This is a genomic window from Streptomyces ambofaciens ATCC 23877, assembly GCF_001267885.1.
Taxonomy (GTDB): Bacteria; Actinomycetota; Actinomycetes; order Streptomycetales; family Streptomycetaceae; genus Streptomyces; species Streptomyces ambofaciens.
The window spans coordinates 1,908,062-1,927,827 of record NZ_CP012382.1 but is presented as its reverse complement, the minus strand read 5'-3'; the positions used below and the strand labels follow the sequence as shown (position 1 = coordinate 1,927,827).

Sequence of the window (19,766 nt, the reverse complement as noted above, 5' to 3'; positions counted from 1 at the left end):
CCGGAACCGGCCACACTGCAAGGGGAGACAACGCGCTCATGAGCGATGTTCTGGAGCTTCAGGACGTATCCGTGGTCCGCGAGGGCCGGGCTCTGGTGGACCAGGTCTCCTGGTCGGTCAAGGAGGGCGAGCGCTGGGTCATCCTGGGCCCGAACGGCGCCGGCAAGACCACCCTCCTCAACGTCGCGTCCAGCTACCTCTACCCCAGCAACGGCACCGCCACCATCCTCGGCGAGACCCTCGGCAAGCCCGGTACCGACGTCTTCGAACTGCGCCCGCGCATCGGCATGGCCGGCATCGCCATGGCGGACAAGCTGCCCAAGCGTCAGACCGTCCTGCAGACCGTGCTGACCGCCGCCTACGGCATGACCGCCGGCTGGCAGGAGGAGTACGAGGACATCGACGAACAGCGCGCCCGCGCCTTTCTCGACCGCCTCGGCATGACCGAGTACCTGGACCGCAGGTTCGGGACCCTCTCCGAGGGCGAGCGCAAGCGCACCCTGATCGCCCGCGCCCTGATGACCGACCCCGAGCTGCTGCTCCTGGACGAGCCGGCCGCCGGTCTCGACCTCGGCGGCCGCGAGGACCTCGTCCGCCGCCTCGGCCGCCTCGCCCGCGATCCGATCGCCCCCTCGATGATCATGGTCACCCACCACGTCGAGGAGATCGCCCCGGGCTTCACCCACGTGCTGATGATCCGTCAGGGCAAGGTGCTGGCCGCCGGCCCGCTGGAGCTCGAACTCACCTCGCGCAACCTCTCGCTCTGCTTCGGACTCCCGCTCCTCGTCGAGCAGATGGGCGACCGCTGGACCGCGCAGGGGCTCCCGCTGTCCTGACCCGCCCCCCGTGCGCCCTGTCCCCGGCGGCTCCCGCGGACCTACCATGACCGTGTGAACGACATCGACGCATGGGTGTGGTGGCTCGTCGCCGCGGCAGCGCTCGGAATCCCGCTCGTCGTGACCGCGATGCCGGAGTTCGGGATGCTCGCCGTGGGCGCGGTCGCCGCCGCCGTCGCCTCCGGGTTCGGCGCCGACCTCGTCGTCCAGGTACTGGTCTTCGTCGTCGTCTCGGTCGCCCTCCTCGCCGTCGTACGGCCCATCGCCGCCCGGCACCGCTCCCAACGACCGCAACTCGCCACCGGAGTCGACGCCCTGAAGGGCAGACAGGCCGTCGTGCTGGAGCGGGTCGACGGCTCCGGCGGACGGATCAAGCTCGCCGGAGAGATCTGGTCGGCACGCGCGCTCGACACCGGACGCGCCTACGAGACGGGCGAGGAAGTGGACGTCGTGGACATCGAGGGGGCGACGGCGATCATCATGTGACCTCGCCGGGCACAAGTGGACCGAACACCCTCCGAGGTGCGCGGCGGTCTGACAGACTCGACCAGCAAGATCCTCAACAGCCGTAGGATCAGCCGTAGTCAGGGCCCGTAGCCAGGGTCGACGGAATCTGCCGGAGCGCCGAGGCGGAGAAGGGGACGGACAACCACGATGGAACCGGTCATCATCGTCTTGATCATCCTGGTGGTGTTGGTCTTCATCGCCCTGATCAAGACCATCCAGGTCATCCCACAGGCCAGCGCCGCCATCGTCGAGCGCTTCGGCCGCTACACGCGGACGCTGAACGCGGGCCTCAACATCGTGGTCCCGTTCATCGACACCATCCGCAACCGCATCGACCTGCGCGAACAGGTCGTCCCCTTCCCGCCGCAGCCGGTCATCACCCAGGACAACCTGGTCGTCAACATCGACACCGTCATCTACTACCAGGTGACCGACGCCCGCGCCGCGACCTACGAGGTCGCCAGCTACATCCAGGCCATCGAGCAGCTGACCGTCACCACGCTCCGCAACATCATCGGCGGCATGGACCTGGAGCGGACCCTGACCTCCCGCGAGGAGATCAACGCGGCCCTGCGCGGCGTCCTCGACGAGGCCACCGGCAAGTGGGGCATCCGCGTCAACCGCGTCGAGCTCAAGGCCATCGAACCGCCCACCTCCATCCAGGACTCGATGGAGAAGCAGATGCGCGCCGACCGTGACAAGCGCGCCGCGATCCTCCAGGCCGAGGGTGTCCGGCAGTCCGAGATCCTGCGCGCCGAGGGCGAGAAGCAGTCCCAGATCCTGCGCGCCGAAGGTGAGGCGAAGGCCGCAGCCCTGCGCGCCGAGGGCGAGGCACAGGCCGTGCGCACGGTCTTCGAGGCCATCCACGCCGGCGACCCGGACCAGAAGCTGCTCTCCTACCAGTACCTCCAGATGCTCCCCAAGATCGCCGAGGGTGACGCCAACAAGCTCTGGATCGTCCCCAGCGAGATCGGCGACGCCCTCAAGGGCCTGTCGGGCGCCATGGGCAACTTCGGCGGCATGGGCGGCGGTTCCGGCTCCGGCAACGGCGGCGCGAGTGTCCCGGCCCAGGAACGCCGCGAGAAGCCGACCATCGACTAGCCGACACCGGGCCCGCACCCGCGCCCCCGCAAGGGGCGCGGGGAACCGCGTGACCAGCCGCACCGCACCGGCACCCGGCGACGCCCGTCGGTCCCGGCGGCGCGAGGCTCACGCAGCGTTCAGCGCCAACCAGTCTGGCAGCGCCTCGAGGTCGTCCCGGGCCAGCGCCAGCAACATCGCGTCGGCGGGCGTCGGCTCGAACGGCTCCCTCAGCAACGGCATCCCCGCCTGCTCAGGCGTCCGGTTCGCCTTGCGGTGATTGTCCTCCGCGCACGAGGCCACCGTGTTCAGCCAGGAGTCCTGACCGCCGTGCGACCGCGGCACCACGTGGTCGACGGTCGTCGCCCGCCGACCGCAGTACGCGCACCGGTGCCGGTCCCGGACCAGGACGCCCCGCCGGGACCACGGAGCGCGTCTTCGGAAGGGCACCCGTACGTACTGGCACAGCCTGATCACCCGTGGCGCCGGTATGTCGAGCGCGGCTCCGCGCATCCGCAGGGAGGGGTGGGCCTGTTCGACGACGGCCTTGTCCTGGAGCACCAGAACGACGGCTCGATTCAACGTCACCGTCGACAACGGCTCGAAGCTCGCGTTCAGCACCAGCGTGTCCCGCATACCAGCCCACCTCCCGTGTGCACCGGCCCACCCCCTGGCGGGCTGGGAACAACTCTGGCCGGGCACGCCGGGATGGACAACGCAATATCTGCTGCTCCGGCGGGGGGACGCTCCCCCCGCACCCCCCGGCAACAAAAATGCCCGCCCCTGATCCATTCCAAGACCAGAGGCGGGCAAACGTTCCCTGAACGCTCGGGACACTCAGTCCTCGGCGGGCACCTCGTACTCACCGACGAGCTGGGCGCGCGCGATCGTGTGGAAGCGCAGATTAAAGCCGACGAAGGCCGGCGTGGCCTCCGCGTCCGGACCCAGCTTCTCCTGGTCCACGGCGTACACCGTGAACACGTAACGGTGCGGTCCGTCCCCGGCCGGCGGAGCGGCGCCGCCGAAGTCCTTGCTGCCGTAGTCGTTGCGCGCCTGTACGGCGCCCTCCGGCAGACCCTCGAACGTGCCGCTGCCCGCGCCCACCGGCAGCTCGGTCACCGAGGCCGGGATGTCGAACACCACCCAGTGCCAGAACCCGCTCCCCGTCGGGGCGTCCGGGTCGTAGCAGGTCACGGCGAAGCTCTTGGTCTCGGCCGGGAAGCCCTCCCACCGCAGCTGCGGCGAGGTGTTGCCGGCCGCGTGGACCTGGGCGTCCTTGAGCGTCGCCCCCTCCTGGACGTCCTCACTCGTGACAGTGAAGGACGGCACGGGCGGGTGGAAGTCATGGGGGAGCGGACGCCGCTTGAGCTCGGTCACCTCGGTACCTCCTGATCGTTCGGTGCAGTGGTGTCCGAGCCTAGAACCCTCAGAACCAGTTGCGCTTGCTGCCGACCTCGGAGAGCCACTGGTTGAGGTACGCCGTCCAGTCGGTCCCCTGGTAGTCGTTCAGCCCCACCGTGAAGGAACGGAACGTGTCGCTGCCCTCGCTGAACAGCCCCGGCTTCTTGTCCATCTCCAGCACGACGTCCATCGCCTGCGCGTCGGCGACGAAGCTCAGCTCGACCTGGTTGAGCCCGCGGTACTGCTGCGGCGGGAAGAACTCGATCTCCTGGTAGAACGGCAGCTTCTGCCGCGTGCCGCGGATGTGGCCGCGCTCCATGTCCGCGTTCTTGAAGCGGAAGCCCAGCCCGATGAACGCGTCCAGGATCGCCTTCTGCGCCGGCAGCGGGTGCACGTTGATCGGGTCCAGGTCACCGGAGTCCACCGCGCGGGCGATCTCCAGCTCCGTGGTGACCCCGATGTCCATTCCGCGCAGGGCCTGCCCGTCGATCATCGTGATCGGCGTCTCCCAGGGGATCTCGAGCCCGAACTGCACCGCGTGCACCGCGTTCGCCTTCAGCTCGAAGGCACCCCCGAGCCGGGTCTTCGTGAACTCGATGTCCTGCTTGTACTCCTGGTCGCCGCTCTCCACCTCGACCTTGGCCTGGAGCCCCACGGACAGGGCCTCGATCTGCTGGTCCACCGACCCGCCCTGGATCCGCACCTCGCCCTGGACGACACCGCCCGGAACGACGTTGACCTCGCTGAGCACGGTCTCGACCGAAGCCCCACCGGCCCCCAGGCTCGCGAGCAGCTTCTTGAACGCCATGTCTCTCCCTCTCCAGGCTGTGCGTGTGAACCCTTGACCCCTACAAACGCGATTCGCCCGTGGCCGGTTCCGTACCACTCACCTGCGTTACGCTCGGAGGGCATGATCGCGAGCCCCGACCGTACGCCCCTGCCCAGGGACTTCTTCGACCGGCCCGTCCTCGACGTGGCCCCCGACCTCCTGGGCCGCATCCTCGTGCGCGACACACCCGACGGTCCCATCGCCCTCCGTCTGACGGAGGTCGAGGCCTACGACGGTCAGAACGATCCCGGCTCCCACGCCTACCGCGGCCGCACACCCCGCAACGACGTGATGTTCGGCCCCCCTGGACACGTGTACGTCTACTTCACCTACGGCATGTGGTTCTGCATGAACCTCGTGTGCGGTCCCGAGGGCAGGGCGAGCGCGGTCCTGCTCCGCGCCGGCGAGATCATCGAGGGCGCCGAACTGGCCCGCACCCGCCGACTCTCGGCCCGCAATGACAAGGAACTGGCCAAAGGCCCCGCCCGACTGGCCACCGCCCTGGACGTCGACCGCGCCCTGAACGGCACGGACGCCTGCACGGCCGGGGACACCCCCCTGCGCGTCCTGACCGGCAGCCCGGCCCCCCGCGACCAGGTACGCAACGGCCCGCGCACGGGAGTGTCCGGAGAGGGCGGCGTCCATCCGTGGCGGTACTGGGTCGCGGACGACCCCACGGTGAGCCCGTACCGGGCCCATGTGCCCAGGCGACGCCGAAGTTGACTCTCCGTGGACAGGCGCGTAACGTAGCCCGAGCCGCTTGACCGGGGTAGGGCAATCGCCCGCAGCCGGAAGCGGCCACCCACTACCTACGATTTCCCCTCAGCGGGGGCGATTTCGGCATGCTCGCATGCCTGAATTCGAACTCGCAGGACTCGATTATGAGCCCACGGAGAAATCAGCTAACGTAGTGAATGTCGAAAGGCCGACGGGCGAAAGCCGGGAAGCCAAGACAAATCCCGCCGACAGGGAATCGGATCGAAAAGGATCTGATAGAGTCGGAAACGCAAGACCGAAGGGAAGCGCCCGGAGGAAAGCCTGAGAGAGTCTCTCGGGTGAGTACAAAGGAAGCGTCCGTTCCTTGAGAACTCAACAGCGTGCCAAAAGTCAACGCCAGATATGTTGATACCCCGACCTGATCGGATCTCTGATCGGGTTGAGGTTCCTTTGAAAAAATACAGCGAGGACGCTGTGAACGGTCGGATTATTCCTCCGACTGTTCCGCTCCCGTGATGTAAAGCATTCACGGAGAGTTTGATCCTGGCTCAGGACGAACGCTGGCGGCGTGCTTAACACATGCAAGTCGAACGATGAACCACTTCGGTGGGGGATTAGTGGCGAACGGGTGAGTAACACGTGGGCAATCTGCCCTGCACTCTGGGACAAGCCCTGGAAACGGGGTCTAATACCGGATACTGATCCGCTTGGGCATCCAGGCGGTTCGAAAGCTCCGGCGGTGCAGGATGAGCCCGCGGCCTATCAGCTTGTTGGTGAGGTAGTGGCTCACCAAGGCGACGACGGGTAGCCGGCCTGAGAGGGCGACCGGCCACACTGGGACTGAGACACGGCCCAGACTCCTACGGGAGGCAGCAGTGGGGAATATTGCACAATGGGCGAAAGCCTGATGCAGCGACGCCGCGTGAGGGATGACGGCCTTCGGGTTGTAAACCTCTTTCAGCAGGGAAGAAGCGAAAGTGACGGTACCTGCAGAAGAAGCGCCGGCTAACTACGTGCCAGCAGCCGCGGTAATACGTAGGGCGCAAGCGTTGTCCGGAATTATTGGGCGTAAAGAGCTCGTAGGCGGCTTGTCACGTCGGTTGTGAAAGCCCGGGGCTTAACCCCGGGTCTGCAGTCGATACGGGCAGGCTAGAGTTCGGTAGGGGAGATCGGAATTCCTGGTGTAGCGGTGAAATGCGCAGATATCAGGAGGAACACCGGTGGCGAAGGCGGATCTCTGGGCCGATACTGACGCTGAGGAGCGAAAGCGTGGGGAGCGAACAGGATTAGATACCCTGGTAGTCCACGCCGTAAACGGTGGGCACTAGGTGTGGGCAACATTCCACGTTGTCCGTGCCGCAGCTAACGCATTAAGTGCCCCGCCTGGGGAGTACGGCCGCAAGGCTAAAACTCAAAGGAATTGACGGGGGCCCGCACAAGCGGCGGAGCATGTGGCTTAATTCGACGCAACGCGAAGAACCTTACCAAGGCTTGACATACACCGGAAAGCATTAGAGATAGTGCCCCCCTTGTGGTCGGTGTACAGGTGGTGCATGGCTGTCGTCAGCTCGTGTCGTGAGATGTTGGGTTAAGTCCCGCAACGAGCGCAACCCTTGTCCCGTGTTGCCAGCAAGCCCTTCGGGGTGTTGGGGACTCACGGGAGACCGCCGGGGTCAACTCGGAGGAAGGTGGGGACGACGTCAAGTCATCATGCCCCTTATGTCTTGGGCTGCACACGTGCTACAATGGCCGGTACAATGAGCTGCGATACCGCGAGGTGGAGCGAATCTCAAAAAGCCGGTCTCAGTTCGGATTGGGGTCTGCAACTCGACCCCATGAAGTCGGAGTCGCTAGTAATCGCAGATCAGCATTGCTGCGGTGAATACGTTCCCGGGCCTTGTACACACCGCCCGTCACGTCACGAAAGTCGGTAACACCCGAAGCCGGTGGCCCAACCCCTTGTGGGAGGGAGCTGTCGAAGGTGGGACTGGCGATTGGGACGAAGTCGTAACAAGGTAGCCGTACCGGAAGGTGCGGCTGGATCACCTCCTTTCTAAGGAGCACTTCTAAGCCAGGCTTGCCTGGTTCAGAGGCCAGTACATCAGCGAATGTCTGATGCTGGTTGCTCATGGGTGGAACGTTGACTACTCGGCACGATCGGCTTGATGGATCACTAGTACTGCTTCGGCGTGGAACGTGAGTCCTGAGAGTGGTTCGTGTCGGGCACGCTGTTGGGTATCTGAGGGTACGGCCGTTGGCCTGCTTTCAGTGCCGGCCCCAGTGCACTCGGGATGTTGTCCCGGGGTGATGGGTGGTTGGTCGTTGTTTGAGAACTGCACAGTGGACGCGAGCATCTGTGGCCAAGTTTTTAAGGGCGCACGGTGGATGCCTTGGCACCAGGAACCGATGAAGGACGTGGGAGGCCACGATAGTCCCCGGGGAGCCGTCAACCAGGCTTTGATCCGGGGGTTTCCGAATGGGGAAACCCGGCAGTCGTCATGGGCTGTCACCCGCTGCTGAACACATAGGCAGTGTGGAGGGAACGCGGGGAAGTGAAACATCTCAGTACCCGCAGGAAGAGAAAACAACCGTGATTCCGGGAGTAGTGGCGAGCGAAACCGGATGAGGCCAAACCGTATACGTGTGAGACCCGGCAGGGGTTGCGTGTGCGGGGTTGTGGGATCTCTCTTTCACAGTCTGCCGGCTGTGAGGCGAGTCAGAAACCGTTGATGTAGGCGAAGGACATGCGAAAGGTCCGGCGTAGAGGGTAAGACCCCCGTAGTCGAAACATCAGCGGCTCGTTTGAGAGACACCCAAGTAGCACGGGGCCCGAGAAATCCCGTGTGAATCTGGCGGGACCACCCGCTAAGCCTAAATATTCCCTGGTGACCGATAGCGGATAGTACCGTGAGGGAATGGTGAAAAGTACCGCGGGAGCGGAGTGAAATAGTACCTGAAACCGTGTGCCTACAAGCCGTGGGAGCGTCGGACATCAAGCTTGCTTGGTGTCTCGTGACTGCGTGCCTTTTGAAGAATGAGCCTGCGAGTTTGCGGTGTGTTGCGAGGTTAACCCGAGTGGGGAAGCCGTAGCGAAAGCGAGTCCGAATAGGGCGTTTCAGTAGCACGCTCAAGACCCGAAGCGGAGTGATCTAGCCATGGGCAGGTTGAAGCGGAGGTAAGACTTCGTGGAGGACCGAACCCACCAGGGTTGAAAACCTGGGGGATGACCTGTGGTTAGGGGTGAAAGGCCAATCAAACTCCGTGATAGCTGGTTCTCCCCGAAATGCATTTAGGTGCAGCGTCGTGTGTTTCTTGCCGGAGGTAGAGCACTGGATAGGCGATGGGCCCTACCGGGTTACTGACCTTAGCCAAACTCCGAATGCCGGTAAGTGAGAGCGCGGCAGTGAGACTGTGGGGGATAAGCTCCATGGTCGAGAGGGAAACAGCCCAGAGCATCGACTAAGGCCCCTAAGCGTACGCTAAGTGGGAAAGGATGTGGAGTCGCACAGACAACCAGGAGGTTGGCTTAGAAGCAGCCACCCTTGAAAGAGTGCGTAATAGCTCACTGGTCTAGTGATTCCGCGCCGACAATGTAGCGGGGCTCAAGCGTACCGCCGAAGTCGTGTCATTCATACATTAGGGCCAACGCCTGTATGGATGGGTAGGGGAGCGTCGTGTGCCGGGTGAAGCAGCCGCGGAAGCGAGTTGTGGACGGTTCACGAGTGAGAATGCAGGCATGAGTAGCGATACAAACGTGAGAAACGTTTGCGCCGATTGACTAAGGGTTCCTGGGTCAAGCTGATCTGCCCAGGGTAAGTCGGGACCTAAGGCGAGGCCGACAGGCGTAGTCGATGGATAACCGGTTGATATTCCGGTACCCGCTGTGAAGCGTCAAACATCGAGCATCGTGATGCTAAGGCCGTGAAGCCGCCCTGATCTCTTCGGAGTTGAGGGGAGTGGTGGAGCCGCCGGACCAAGCGGTTAGTAGGTGAGTGATGGGGTGACGCAGGAAGGTAGTCCATCCCGGGCGGTGGTTGTCCCGGGGTAAGGGTGTAGGCCGTGCGGTAGGTAAATCCGTCGCACACAAGGCTGAGACCTGATGCCGAGCCGATTGTGGTGAAGTGGATGATCCTATGCTGTCGAGAAAAGCCTCTAGCGAGTTTCATGGCGGCCCGTACCCTAAACCGACTCAGGTGGTCAGGTAGAGAATACCGAGGCGTTCGGGTGAACTATGGTTAAGGAACTCGGCAAAATGCCCCCGTAACTTCGGGAGAAGGGGGGCCACACCTGGTGATGATCTTTACGGTCTGAGCTGGGGGTGGCCGCAGAGACCAGCGAGAAGCGACTGTTTACTAAAAACACAGGTCCGTGCGAAGCCGTAAGGCGATGTATACGGACTGACGCCTGCCCGGTGCTGGAACGTTAAGGGGACCGGTTAGCTCCATTTCGGTGGGGCGAAGCTGAGAACTTAAGCGCCAGTAAACGGCGGTGGTAACTATAACCATCCTAAGGTAGCGAAATTCCTTGTCGGGTAAGTTCCGACCTGCACGAATGGCGTAACGACTTCTCGACTGTCTCAACCATAGGCCCGGTGAAATTGCACTACGAGTAAAGATGCTCGTTTCGCGCAGCAGGACGGAAAGACCCCGGGACCTTTACTACAGTTTGATATTGGTGTTCGGTTCGGCTTGTGTAGGATAGCTGGGAGACTTTGAAGCTCGCACGCCAGTGTGGGTGGAGTCGTCGTTGAAATACCAGTCTGGTCGTGCTGGATGTCTAACCTGGGTCCGTGATCCGGATCAGGGACAGTGTCTGATGGGTAGTTTAACTGGGGCGGTTGCCTCCTAAAGAGTAACGGAGGCGCCCAAAGGTTCCCTCAGCCTGGTTGGCAATCAGGTGTTGAGTGTAAGTGCACAAGGGAGCTTGACTGTGAGACCGACGGGTCGAGCAGGGACGAAAGTCGGGACTAGTGATCCGGCGGTGGCTTGTGGAAGCGCCGTCGCTCAACGGATAAAAGGTACCCCGGGGATAACAGGCTGATCTTCCCCAAGAGTCCATATCGACGGGATGGTTTGGCACCTCGATGTCGGCTCGTCGCATCCTGGGGCTGGAGTCGGTCCCAAGGGTTGGGCTGTTCGCCCATTAAAGCGGTACGCGAGCTGGGTTTAGAACGTCGTGAGACAGTTCGGTCCCTATCCGCTGTGCGCGTAGGAGTCTTGAGAAGGGCTGTCCCTAGTACGAGAGGACCGGGACGGACGAACCTCTGGTGTGCCAGTTGTCCTGCCAAGGGCATGGCTGGTTGGCTACGTTCGGGAGGGATAACCGCTGAAAGCATCTAAGCGGGAAGCCTGCTTCGAGATGAGGACTCCCACCCCCTTGAGGGGTTAAGGCTCCCAGTAGACGACTGGGTTGATAGGCCGGATCTGGAAGCACCGCAAGGTGTGGAGGTGACCGGTACTAATAGGCCGAGGGCTTGTCCTCATTTGCTCGCGTCCACTGTGTTGGTTCTGAAACCACGAACAACCCCATGTGCCACACATGGTGCGGTTGTCAGTTTCATAGTGTTTCGGTGGTCATAGCGTAGGGGAAACGCCCGGTTACATTTCGAACCCGGAAGCTAAGCCTTACAGCGCCGATGGTACTGCAGGGGGGACCCTGTGGGAGAGTAGGACGCCGCCGAACAATCTTTGGAAAGGACCCTTGGTCCCCAGCGTTCAGCTGGGGACCAAGGGTCCTTTCGTTTTTCCAGTGCGCACCGGGTACCCGGCTGCGCGAGAATGACTTGTAGTACCGAAGACAGGAGTCACCGATGTCCCCTAACTCTCCCGACGACCGACCGGAGCGCGACCAGCGGCGACGGGACAGTGGCGACCGCGGTGACCGAAGTGGTCAGCGCGGAGACCGTGGTGGTTTCCGCCGCGACAACGACCGCGACCGTGGCGGGTTCCGCCGTGACGACCGTGGCGGGCAGCGTGACGGCTTCCGCCGGGACGACCGTCGCGATGACAACCGTGGTGGTGGTTACGGGCGTCGTGACGATCGTGACCGTGGGCCGCGTCGTGATGACCGCGGTGGCGATCGCCCGCCCTTCCGTCGTGACGACCGTCGGGATGACCGCCGTGACGATCGGGGCGGTGACCGTCCCCCGTTCCGCGGCGGTGACCGTCGTGACGAGCGCGGTGGCGACCGTCCCCCGTTCCGTCGCGACGAGCGCAGCGGCGATCGTCCCCCGTTCCGCGGCGGTGACCGTCGTGACGAGCGCGGTGGCGACCGTCCCCCGTTCCGTCGCGACGAGCGCGGTGGCGACCGCCCTCCGTTCCGCGGCGGCGACCGCCGGGATGACCGGGGTGGCTTCGGCGGGCGGGACGAGCGTCGTGGTGACGACCGTGGCGGGCAGCGCGGCGGCTTCCGCCGGGACGACCGTCGCGATGACAACCGTGGTGGTGGCTACGGGCGTCGTGACGATCGTGACCGTGGGCCGCGTCGTGATGACCGCGGTGGCGATCGCCCGCCCTTCCGTCGTGACGACCGTCGGGATGACCGCCGTGACGATCGGGGCGGTGACCGTCCCTCGTTCCGCCGTGACGACCGTGGCGGCGACCGTCCCCCGTTCCGTCGCGACGAGCGCAGCGGCGACCGACCTCCGTTCCGTCGTGACGAGCGCGGTGGCGACCGTCCTTCCTTCCGTCGTGACGACCGTCGTGACGACCGTGGTGGCGACCGTCCTTCCTTCCGTCGTGACGACCGTCGGGATGACCGTCGGGATGACCGTCGTGACGATCGGGGCGGTGACCGTCCCTCCTTCCGTCGTGACGACCGTGGCGAGCGTCGGGGTGACGACCGCGGTGATCGGGGCGGTTTCCGGCGTGATGACAACCGTGGTGACCGCGGTGGCTTCGGCCGGCGTGATGACCGTGGTGGCGACCGTGGCGGGTTCCGCGGGCGGGACGACCGTCGGGACGATCGCGGGGGCCATGGGCCCCGGCATGACGACCGCGGCGGGCGGCCCGGTGGTTTCCGTGGGCGCGACGACCGGCAGGGCGGCGGCGGCCGCTTCCGTGACGAGCGGGATCGCGACCGGGAGCCGATCAAGCGCCTGCCGATCCCCGAGGAGGTCACGGGCGACGAGATCGACAAGGACGTACGGCAGGAACTGCAGAGTCTTCCCAAGACGCTCGCCGAGGACGTCGCGAGGAACCTGGTGATGGTCGCCCGGCTCCTCGACGAGGACCCGGAGGCGGCGTACGCGTACTCCAAGATCGCCCTGCGTCTGGCGTCGCGCGTCGCCGCGGTACGGGAGGCCGGTGGATTCGCCGCCTACGCCAACCAGAAGTACAGCGAGGCCCTGGCCGAGTTCCGGGCGGCCCGCCGGATGACCGGGTCCGTCGAGCTGTGGCCGGTCATGGCCGACTGCGAGCGCGGGCTCGGCCGGCCGGAGAAGGCGCTCGACATGGCGGGCGCCCCCGAGGTGCACAAGCTCGACAAGGCCGGTCAGGTCGAGATGCGGCTCGTCGCGGCCGGTGCCCGGCGTGACATGGGGCAGCTGGACGCGGCCATCGTGACGCTGCAGAGCCCCGAGCTGGCCGCCCACTCCGTACAGCCCTGGACCGCGCGACTGCGGTACGCCTACGCCGACGCGTTGCTGGCCGCCGGCCGGGAGCAGGAGGCGCGGGAGTGGTTCGCGAAGGCGGTGGAGTCCGACCGCGACGGCAGCACGGACGCCTCCGACCGGCTCGCCGAGCTGGACGGTGTGGAGTTCATGGACGCCCTCGACGAGCGTGAGGGTGAGTCCGAGCGCGAGGGGGCGCCTCAGGGGGAGGGCGTGAACGACGCGCAGGACCCCTCCGCCGAGGACGGCGAGAAGGACTGACGTCCGAGACATGAGGAAGGGGCGGGACCGGCGCACGGTCCCGCCCCTTCCTCATGCCGGGTCACAGATCGAGCGCACGCAGGACCAGGCCCGAGGCCGGCTTCGGGCCGAAGGACGTCGACTTGCGGGGCATGGTGACGCCCTGGCGTGCCAGGTCGCGGACGACCTCCTCGCGGACCGGGTGCAGCAGCACCGCCGTACCGCCGTCGCGTTCCGCCTTCTCGACCGTGGCCGCCGTGTCGTGGATGTAGGAGACGTGGGCCGCCGAGTCGTCGGGTACGTGCCAGACGTGGGCCAGGAGCGTGGCGTGCAGGACGGTGGCGTCCAGCGTGCGCCAGGCCTCGGGGCGATCGGCGGGAACCGTGCGGGCCAGCAGGCCGGGGTCCGGCCGGTCGACCAGGTGGAAGGCGCCGTCACCGGCGAGCAGGAAGGCGTTGCCCGCTTCGGCCGCCTCCGCCAGGGCATCCATGGCCCTCGGCAGGGGAGTGTCCAGGCGACGGACGCGGAAACCGCCGGTCACGGCGGCCACGGCCTCCGCGACGGCAAGTCCGTGCAGCAGGCGGTGGATGGCGCGGACGCGGAGCGGGTAGCGGACGGTGTCGACCAGGAGGACGAGGCCGTGGTCCCAGGGACTGGGAGAGGGGTGTTCCGCGCGGAGCGTGCGATAGGTCGCCCAGCGGTGGTGGCCGTCGGCGATCAGGGCCTGGTGCCCGGCCAGCTCGGCGCGTACGCGGGCCACGTCGTCGGGGTCGGTGACCGACCACAGGCGGTGGCAGAAGCCGTCCTCCGTGGTCGTCGAGAGCAGCGGCGGCTGTTCCGCGGTGCGTTCCACGACGGTGGTCGTGGCCGCGGTGGCGTCGTCGCCGCGGTAGGTGAGGAGCAACGGTTCGAGGTTCGCGCAGGTGGCGCGCATAAGGGCCGCGCGGTCGGCGACGACGTGCGGCATCACGTCCTCGTGCGGCAGGACGACCCGCTCCGAGGGGTCCGACACCCGCACGGCGCCGATGATGCCGCGTTGCAGCAGGCCGTCGCCGTCGCGCTGCTCGTAGACGTACAGGCCCGGTTCGGGGTCGGGGGTGAGGACGCCCTCGGAGATCCAGCGTCGCAGGGTGCGGGCCGCCTGCTCGTTGCGCGCCTCGGGCGTGGCGGCCTGGGGCAGGATCAGGCGCACGATGTTGTGCGGGTCGGCGGACTCGAGATGGAGCAGGCCGTCGGGGCGGACCACGACGTCGTAGGGCGGGGACGTCACGGCGGCCAGACTGCCGACCCGGTCGGGGTCGTAGCGGAGGCCTCGGAACGGGACGAGTTCCAGGCCCCGGCGCGCCGTTGCTTCCGGGTGACCTGCTGTGTTCATCCCGGCATCGTACGTGTGTCAGTGGCATGGGGGATGATCGGGGGAAAGGCGTCGAACGAGGAGCGATGTACATGAGCCGGAGCGTCAGGACGAGGCCCGAGGGCAGTGGGCGGGGCCTGAGCGAGGCGTACGACACGGCACTGCTCGACCTGGACGGCGTGGTCTACGCCGGGGGGAACGCCATCGCGCACGCCGTCGATTCGCTCGCCTCGGCACGGGCAGGCGGCATGCACCTGGCGTACGTCACGAACAACGCGCTCCGCACCCCGGACGCGGTCGCCGAGCACCTGACCGAGCTGGGCATACCGACGGGAGCCGACGACGTCATCACCTCGGCGCAGGCGGTGGCGCGGCTGATCGCCGAGCAAGTGCCGTCCGGCGCGAGGGTGCTGGTGATCGGCGGCGAGGGGCTGCGGGTGGCGCTGCGGGAGCGGGGCCTGGAACCGGTGGAGTCGGCGGAGGACGATCCGGCGGCCGTCGTGCAGGGCTTCGGAGGGCCCGACCTGCCGTGGGGGCGGTTCGCGGAAGCCTGCTACGCCATCGCGCGCGGCGTGCCCTGGTACGCCTCCAACACGGACCTGACAATTCCGGGCGCCCGGGGTATCGCACCGGGCAACGGCGCCGCGGTGGAGGTCGTCCGGATCGCCACCGGTGCCGAGCCGCAGGTCGCGGGGAAGCCGTTGCCTCCGATGCACCGGGAGACGATCCTGCGGACCGGCGCGCAGCGGCCGTTGGTGGTGGGCGACCGGCTGGACACGGACATCGAGGGCGCGTTCAACGGGGAGGTGGACTCGCTGCTCGTCCTGACGGGTGTCACCGACGGTGCGCAACTGCTGGCGGCGCCGCCGCAGCACCGGCCGACGTACGTCGACGCCGATCTGCGCGGCCTGCTGACCGGACAGCCGGAGGTGACGCGGGAAGGGGACGGCGACGCCCGCTTCCGCTGCGGCGGCTGGACGGCCACGGCCGGCCAGGACCGGCTGGAACTGACGGGCGACGGCGCGGCGCTGGACGGACTGCGCGCCCTGTGCGCGGCGGCCTGGACGGCGGGCGGCGACGCGGCGTGCGGGCTGGACTCGGGGAAGGCGCTGGCACGACTGGGGTTGTGATCCGTCGTACGGGGAAGCAACCTGACTGCGGCGAACGGGAAGCAGCCTGACTGCGGCTGTCGGCTGTCGGCTGTCGGCTGTCGGCTGTCGGCTGTCGGCTGTCGGTCGTCGGTGAGGGTCGGGCCGCCAGGCGGGCAGGGAGCACGCTCGGGATCGTGATCGATTGGCAGGGTAGGCTAACCTAACTGCGTGTTGGTCGACAGTCCCCCCGAACAGCGCGCGGAGACCGCCCCCGCGCCGCCCCCGAAGCGCCGTGTCCTGCGCGCGGTCGGTCTGCCCGTCTCGGCGGCCCTCCTGGGCCTGGTCGCGATGACGAGTATCGCGATCGGCGCGAAGGACCTGTCCCTGGCGCAGGTCTGGCACGGCCTGTTCCACGACTCCGGTACCTACGGTGACGTCGTGGTGGGCGAGCGGCTGTCGCGGACCGTGATCGGCCTGCTCGCCGGAGCCGCGCTCGGCCTCGCCGGAGCCGTACTACAGGCGCTCACCCGCAATCCGCTGGCCGATCCCGGGTTGCTCGGCATCAACGCGGGAGCCTCCGCCGCGGTGGTCACGGCCATCTCCTTCTTCGGCGTCACCTCGCTGACCGGGTACGTGTGGTTCGCCTTCGCCGGTGCGGCGGGGGTCGGCGCGCTGGTCTGGTTCCTGGGCGGCAGCCGGGGGGCCACGCCGGTGCGGCTGGTGCTGGCGGGCACCGCCATCAGCGCGGCGCTCTTCGGCTACCTCCAGGCCGTGATGATCATGGATGACGCGGCGCTGGGCCGGATGCGCTTCTGGACGGTCGGTTCGCTCTCCTCGGCGACCGACGGCACCATCAGGGAGGTGCTGCCCTTCTTCGCGGTGGGCACGGTCCTCGCCCTCGCGCTCTCCCGGCCGCTCAACGCCATGGAGATGGGCGACGACACCGCCAAGGCCCTCGGGGCCAACCTGAACCGCACCCGCGCGCTGTCCATGCTCGCCGCGACCGTGCTCTGCGGGGCCGCGACCGCCGCCTGCGGGCCCATCGTCTTCGTCGGACTGATGGTCCCGCACATCGTCCGCTCCTTCACCGGACCCGACATGCGCTGGATCCTGCCGTACGCCGCGATCCTGTCGCCCGTGCTGCTGCTGGGCGCGGACGTGCTCGGCCGGATCGTCGCCCGGCCCTCGGAGCTCCAGGTCGGGATCGTCACCGCCGTGCTCGGCGGGCCGGTCTTCATCTATCTCGTACGACGGCGGAGGACGGCCCAGCTGTGAAGACCGTGAAGACCAACCGCGCGGTGCGCAGCCCGGGCGGGCTGTCGTTCCGCCTGGACGTCCGGGCGACCGTCGTGGTGGCCCTGCTGCTGGTCGTCGCCCTCGCCGCGAGCGTCCTGCTGATCGGCACCGGCGACTTCGAGATCCCGGCGGCCGACGTACTCAGGACCCTGGTCGGCCAAGGGGACCCCGGCCAGGAGTTCATCGTCAACGAACTGCGGCTGCCCCGTGTGCTGGTCGGCCTGCTGGTCGGCGCCTCGCTCGGACTGGGCGGCGCGCTGTTCCAGGCCATCTCGCGCAACCCGCTCGGCAGTCCGGACGTGCTCGGCCTCGGGCAGGGTGCGACGGCCGGCGCCCTCACGATGATCGTCCTGTTCTCCGGAGGTTCGGCCCAGGTCACCGCCGGCGCGCTGGTGGGCGGTCTGGTGACCGGTCTCGCCATCTATCTGCTCGCCTGGAAGCAGGGAGTGCACGGTTACCGGCTGGTCCTGGTCGGTATCGGCATGTCCGCGATCGTCACGGCGGTCAACGGCTATCTGCTCACCCGGGCCGACATCGTCGACGCGTCCCGCGCCGTCGTCTGGATGACCGGTTCCCTCGACGGCCGCGACTGGGACCAGGTATGGCCCCTGCTCGGGCTGTGCGCCGTCCTCGTGCCGCTCGTCCTCACCAACGGACGGGCCCTGCGGATGATGGAGATGGGCGACGACGTCTCGTACGCCCTCGGAGTGCGCGTCGAGCGCGTGCGGGCGCTGCTGATGGTGGCCGCCGTACTGCTCACCGCTGCCGCCACCGCCGCCGCGGGGCCGGTCAGCTTCGTCGCGCTCACCGCCCCGCAGCTCGCCCGCCGCCTGACCCGTTCGCCGGGTCCCAACCTGCTGGCGTCCCTGTGCATGGGGGCCGCCCTGCTGGTCGGCGCGGACTGGGTCTCGCAGCGGGCCTTCGGCGCCGACCAGTTGCCCGTCGGTGTGGTCACCGGCGTCGTCGGCGGCGTCTACCTGCTGTGGCTGCTGGTCACCGAGCGCAAGGCGGGCCGGATTTGAGCACCGGCGCCGGTATCCGCAGCGGGCTGAACAACCAAGGGAGCAATGTGAACCGCCTGTCAGCCGAGAACGTCACCCTCGCCTACGACCAGCGTGTCATCGCGGAGAAGCTGTCGGTGGAGATACCCGACAACTCCTTCACCGTGATCGTCGGCCCGAACGCGTGCGGCAAGTCCACCCTGCTGCGGGCGCTGTCGCGGATGCTCAAGCCCAGCGACGGCCGGGTACTGCTGGACGGGAACGTCATCCAGTCGATGCCGGCCAAGCAGGTCGCCCGCACCCTCGGTCTGCTGCCGCAGTCGTCCATCGCGCCCGACGGGATCACGGTCGGCGACCTGGTCGGCCGGGGCCGCTACCCGCATCAGGGCATCCTGCGCCAGTGGTCGGCCGAGGACGAGCGGGTCGTCCAGGAGTCGATGGCCCAGACCGGCATCTCGGAGCTGGCCGACCGCTACGTCGACGAACTCTCCGGCGGCCAGCGCCAGCGGGTGTGGATCGCCATGGCGCTCGCGCAGCAGACCCCGCTGCTGCTCCTCGACGAGCCGACGACCTACCTGGACATCCAGCACCAGATCGACGTCCTCGACCTGTGCGCCGAGCTCCACGAGGAGCAGGGCCGCACCCTCGTGGCCGTCCTGCACGACCTCAATCACGCCGCCCGCTACGCCACCCACCTCATCGCCCTGCGCGGCGGGGAGATCATCGCCGAGGGCGCCCCGAAGGACATCGTCACGGCCGAACTCGTCGAGCGGGTCTTCGGGCTGCGCTGCCAGGTCATCGACGACCCGGAGACGGGGACGCCGCTGGTGGTGCCGGCCGCGCGCAAGGCGCGGGTGACGGCGGCAGGGCGGCCGGAGAAGGCGGTGGCCTCCAGGGCTTCCTGATGCGGCCGAAGGAGTTCGCCCGGGTGGCTGGAGGAGCTTCCCGGAGCGGCCGAAGGGCCTCGTCCCGGTGGCTGGAGTTGCTTCCCGGGGCGGTCGAAGGGACTCGTCCTGGTGGCTGGAGGAGCTTGCCGGGGCGGCCGAAGGGACTCGTCCAGGTGGCTGGAGGAGCTTGCCGGGGCGGCCAGAGAGACTCGCCCAGGTGGCTACAGGAGCTTCCTGAGGCGGAACAGGTCCCGCAGGCCCGCCTCCAGCCTCACCCGGCCCGAGCCCCAGGCCTTGGCGAAGTTCAGCTCGCCCCCGACCAGGGCCACCAGGTCGTCTCCGGTCATCGCCAGCCTGATCTCGGCCTTCTCGCGCGGCGGCCCCTCGAGGGTCTCGCGCACGTCGATCCGGCCGTCCGCCATGCGGCCCGCGAAGGTGACGTCCAGGTCGGTGATGTGGCAGCTCACCGAGCGGTCCAGCTCGGCGGCCGAGCGGACGTCCCCCTCGGCACGGCCCATGTCGTCCGCGAGCTTCTCGAGTGCGGCGCGGCACTCCTCGGTCGTCGCCATCGGGACCGACCGTACCCCAGCGGTACGCGGTAGCGTCGGGGCATGAGCGACGCAGTACCGGTGCCCGCGGCCGACGACAGCGAGGCGGACGGGGCCGGGGCCCAGGGCCTGCCGGGGTACGATCCCGCGGCTCCCGCGCCCCTCGGCGTGCCCCGCCCTCCCACCGGAAACGCCGAGGTGGACGCCGGACTGGCCCGGCTGGCCGACGCCGACCACCTGGCCACCGACGGACACGTCCAGGTGTACGAGGATGTACACCGGGGGCTGCGCGACGCGCTCACCGCGCTCGACGCCCGCCCGGGACCTCCGGCGCCCCCGCGCCCGCACGAACACAGGAGCTGAACCGAAC

The 19,766-nt window shown here is 67.4% G+C and carries 16 protein-coding genes and 3 rRNA genes; 13 read left to right on the top strand and 6 right to left on the bottom strand.

What is annotated here, in order from left to right:
- Positions 1-38 precede the first annotated feature (38 nt).
- The 3 genes from SAM23877_RS08695 (at position 39) to SAM23877_RS08685 (ending at position 2,444) form a co-directional block, all read left to right on the top strand.
- Positions 39-836, top strand: coding sequence for an ABC transporter ATP-binding protein (locus SAM23877_RS08695; protein WP_053128593.1), 798 nt, complete (start codon positions 39-41; stop codon positions 834-836).
- A gap of 54 nt (positions 837-890) precedes the next feature.
- On the top strand, positions 891-1,322 hold the full coding sequence (locus tag SAM23877_RS08690) for an NfeD family protein (protein ID WP_053128591.1): 432 nt from the start codon (positions 891-893) through the stop codon (positions 1,320-1,322).
- Between the two features lie 168 nt (positions 1,323-1,490).
- The gene (locus SAM23877_RS08685; RefSeq protein WP_053128589.1) at positions 1,491-2,444 is read left to right on the top strand and encodes an SPFH domain-containing protein; all 954 of its coding nucleotides are present in this window, start codon (positions 1,491-1,493) and stop codon (positions 2,442-2,444) included.
- A 108-nt stretch (positions 2,445-2,552) separates the two neighbouring features.
- Here SAM23877_RS08685 and SAM23877_RS08680 read toward each other — a convergent pair whose 3' ends face one another.
- The 3 genes from SAM23877_RS08680 to SAM23877_RS08670 all read right to left on the bottom strand — a co-directional run bounded on the left by SAM23877_RS08680 (position 2,553) and on the right by SAM23877_RS08670 (position 4,632).
- Positions 2,553-3,059, bottom strand: a complete 507-nt coding sequence (locus SAM23877_RS08680; protein ID WP_053128587.1) for an HNH endonuclease — start codon at positions 3,057-3,059, stop codon at positions 2,553-2,555.
- Between the two features lie 201 nt (positions 3,060-3,260).
- The gene (locus SAM23877_RS08675) at positions 3,261-3,800 is read right to left on the bottom strand and encodes a YbhB/YbcL family Raf kinase inhibitor-like protein (protein WP_053128585.1); all 540 of its coding nucleotides are present in this window, start codon (positions 3,798-3,800) and stop codon (positions 3,261-3,263) included.
- A 49-nt stretch (positions 3,801-3,849) separates the two neighbouring features.
- The gene (locus SAM23877_RS08670; protein WP_053128583.1) at positions 3,850-4,632 is read right to left on the bottom strand and encodes a sporulation protein; all 783 of its coding nucleotides are present in this window, start codon (positions 4,630-4,632) and stop codon (positions 3,850-3,852) included.
- A gap of 102 nt (positions 4,633-4,734) precedes the next feature.
- On the opposite strand from SAM23877_RS08670, the gene SAM23877_RS08665 reads away from it, so the two are divergent.
- The 4 genes from SAM23877_RS08665 (at position 4,735) to rrf (ending at position 11,052) form a co-directional block, all read left to right on the top strand.
- Positions 4,735-5,376 (top strand): DNA-3-methyladenine glycosylase, encoded by a 642-nt coding sequence (locus SAM23877_RS08665; RefSeq protein WP_053128581.1) that lies wholly within the window; start codon positions 4,735-4,737, stop codon positions 5,374-5,376.
- Positions 5,377-5,895: 519 nt separating this feature from the next.
- Positions 5,896-7,423 (top strand): 16S ribosomal RNA (locus SAM23877_RS08660).
- 305 nt (positions 7,424-7,728) lie between these two features.
- Positions 7,729-10,851 (top strand): 23S ribosomal RNA (locus tag SAM23877_RS08655).
- Between the two features lie 84 nt (positions 10,852-10,935).
- Positions 10,936-11,052, top strand: a 5S ribosomal RNA gene (gene rrf / locus SAM23877_RS08650).
- Together the 16S, 23S and 5S rRNA genes form the textbook arrangement of a ribosomal RNA operon.
- 121 nt (positions 11,053-11,173) lie before the next feature.
- Here the strand turns inward: rrf and SAM23877_RS40815 are convergent.
- The gene (locus tag SAM23877_RS40815; protein WP_159041977.1) at positions 11,174-12,346 is read right to left on the bottom strand and encodes a hypothetical protein; all 1,173 of its coding nucleotides are present in this window, start codon (positions 12,344-12,346) and stop codon (positions 11,174-11,176) included.
- Between the two features lie 120 nt (positions 12,347-12,466).
- Here SAM23877_RS40815 and SAM23877_RS40810 point away from each other — a divergent pair, with 120 nt between their 5' ends.
- Complete coding sequence (locus tag SAM23877_RS40810; protein ID WP_218922761.1) at positions 12,467-13,240, top strand: tetratricopeptide repeat protein; 774 nt, start codon at positions 12,467-12,469, stop codon at positions 13,238-13,240.
- 61 nt (positions 13,241-13,301) lie between these two features.
- On the opposite strand, the gene SAM23877_RS08640 is transcribed toward SAM23877_RS40810, so the two are convergent.
- Positions 13,302-14,594 (bottom strand): DUF1015 family protein, encoded by a 1,293-nt coding sequence (locus SAM23877_RS08640; RefSeq protein ID WP_053128577.1) that lies wholly within the window; start codon positions 14,592-14,594, stop codon positions 13,302-13,304.
- 71 nt (positions 14,595-14,665) lie between these two features.
- Here SAM23877_RS08640 and SAM23877_RS08635 point away from each other — a divergent pair, with 71 nt between their 5' ends.
- From SAM23877_RS08635 to SAM23877_RS08620, 4 genes are all read left to right on the top strand, one after another.
- Complete coding sequence (locus tag SAM23877_RS08635) at positions 14,666-15,703, top strand: HAD-IIA family hydrolase (RefSeq protein WP_053142297.1); 1,038 nt, start codon at positions 14,666-14,668, stop codon at positions 15,701-15,703.
- Between the two features lie 189 nt (positions 15,704-15,892).
- Complete coding sequence (locus SAM23877_RS08630) at positions 15,893-16,939, top strand: FecCD family ABC transporter permease (RefSeq protein ID WP_053128576.1); 1,047 nt, start codon at positions 15,893-15,895, stop codon at positions 16,937-16,939.
- Between the two features lie 5 nt (positions 16,940-16,944).
- Positions 16,945-17,982, top strand: coding sequence for a FecCD family ABC transporter permease (locus SAM23877_RS08625; protein ID WP_053142294.1), 1,038 nt, complete (start codon positions 16,945-16,947; stop codon positions 17,980-17,982).
- 47 nt (positions 17,983-18,029) lie between these two features.
- Positions 18,030-18,866, top strand: coding sequence for an ABC transporter ATP-binding protein (locus tag SAM23877_RS08620; protein WP_053128574.1), 837 nt, complete (start codon positions 18,030-18,032; stop codon positions 18,864-18,866).
- Positions 18,867-19,069: 203 nt separating this feature from the next.
- Here SAM23877_RS08620 and SAM23877_RS08615 read toward each other — a convergent pair whose 3' ends face one another.
- On the bottom strand, positions 19,070-19,417 hold the full coding sequence (locus SAM23877_RS08615) for a sterol-binding protein (protein ID WP_053128572.1): 348 nt from the start codon (positions 19,415-19,417) through the stop codon (positions 19,070-19,072).
- Between the two features lie 42 nt (positions 19,418-19,459).
- On the opposite strand from SAM23877_RS08615, the gene SAM23877_RS08610 reads away from it, so the two are divergent.
- On the top strand, positions 19,460-19,759 hold the full coding sequence (locus SAM23877_RS08610; protein WP_053128570.1) for a hypothetical protein: 300 nt from the start codon (positions 19,460-19,462) through the stop codon (positions 19,757-19,759).
- The last annotated feature ends 7 nt before the right edge of the window (positions 19,760-19,766 follow it).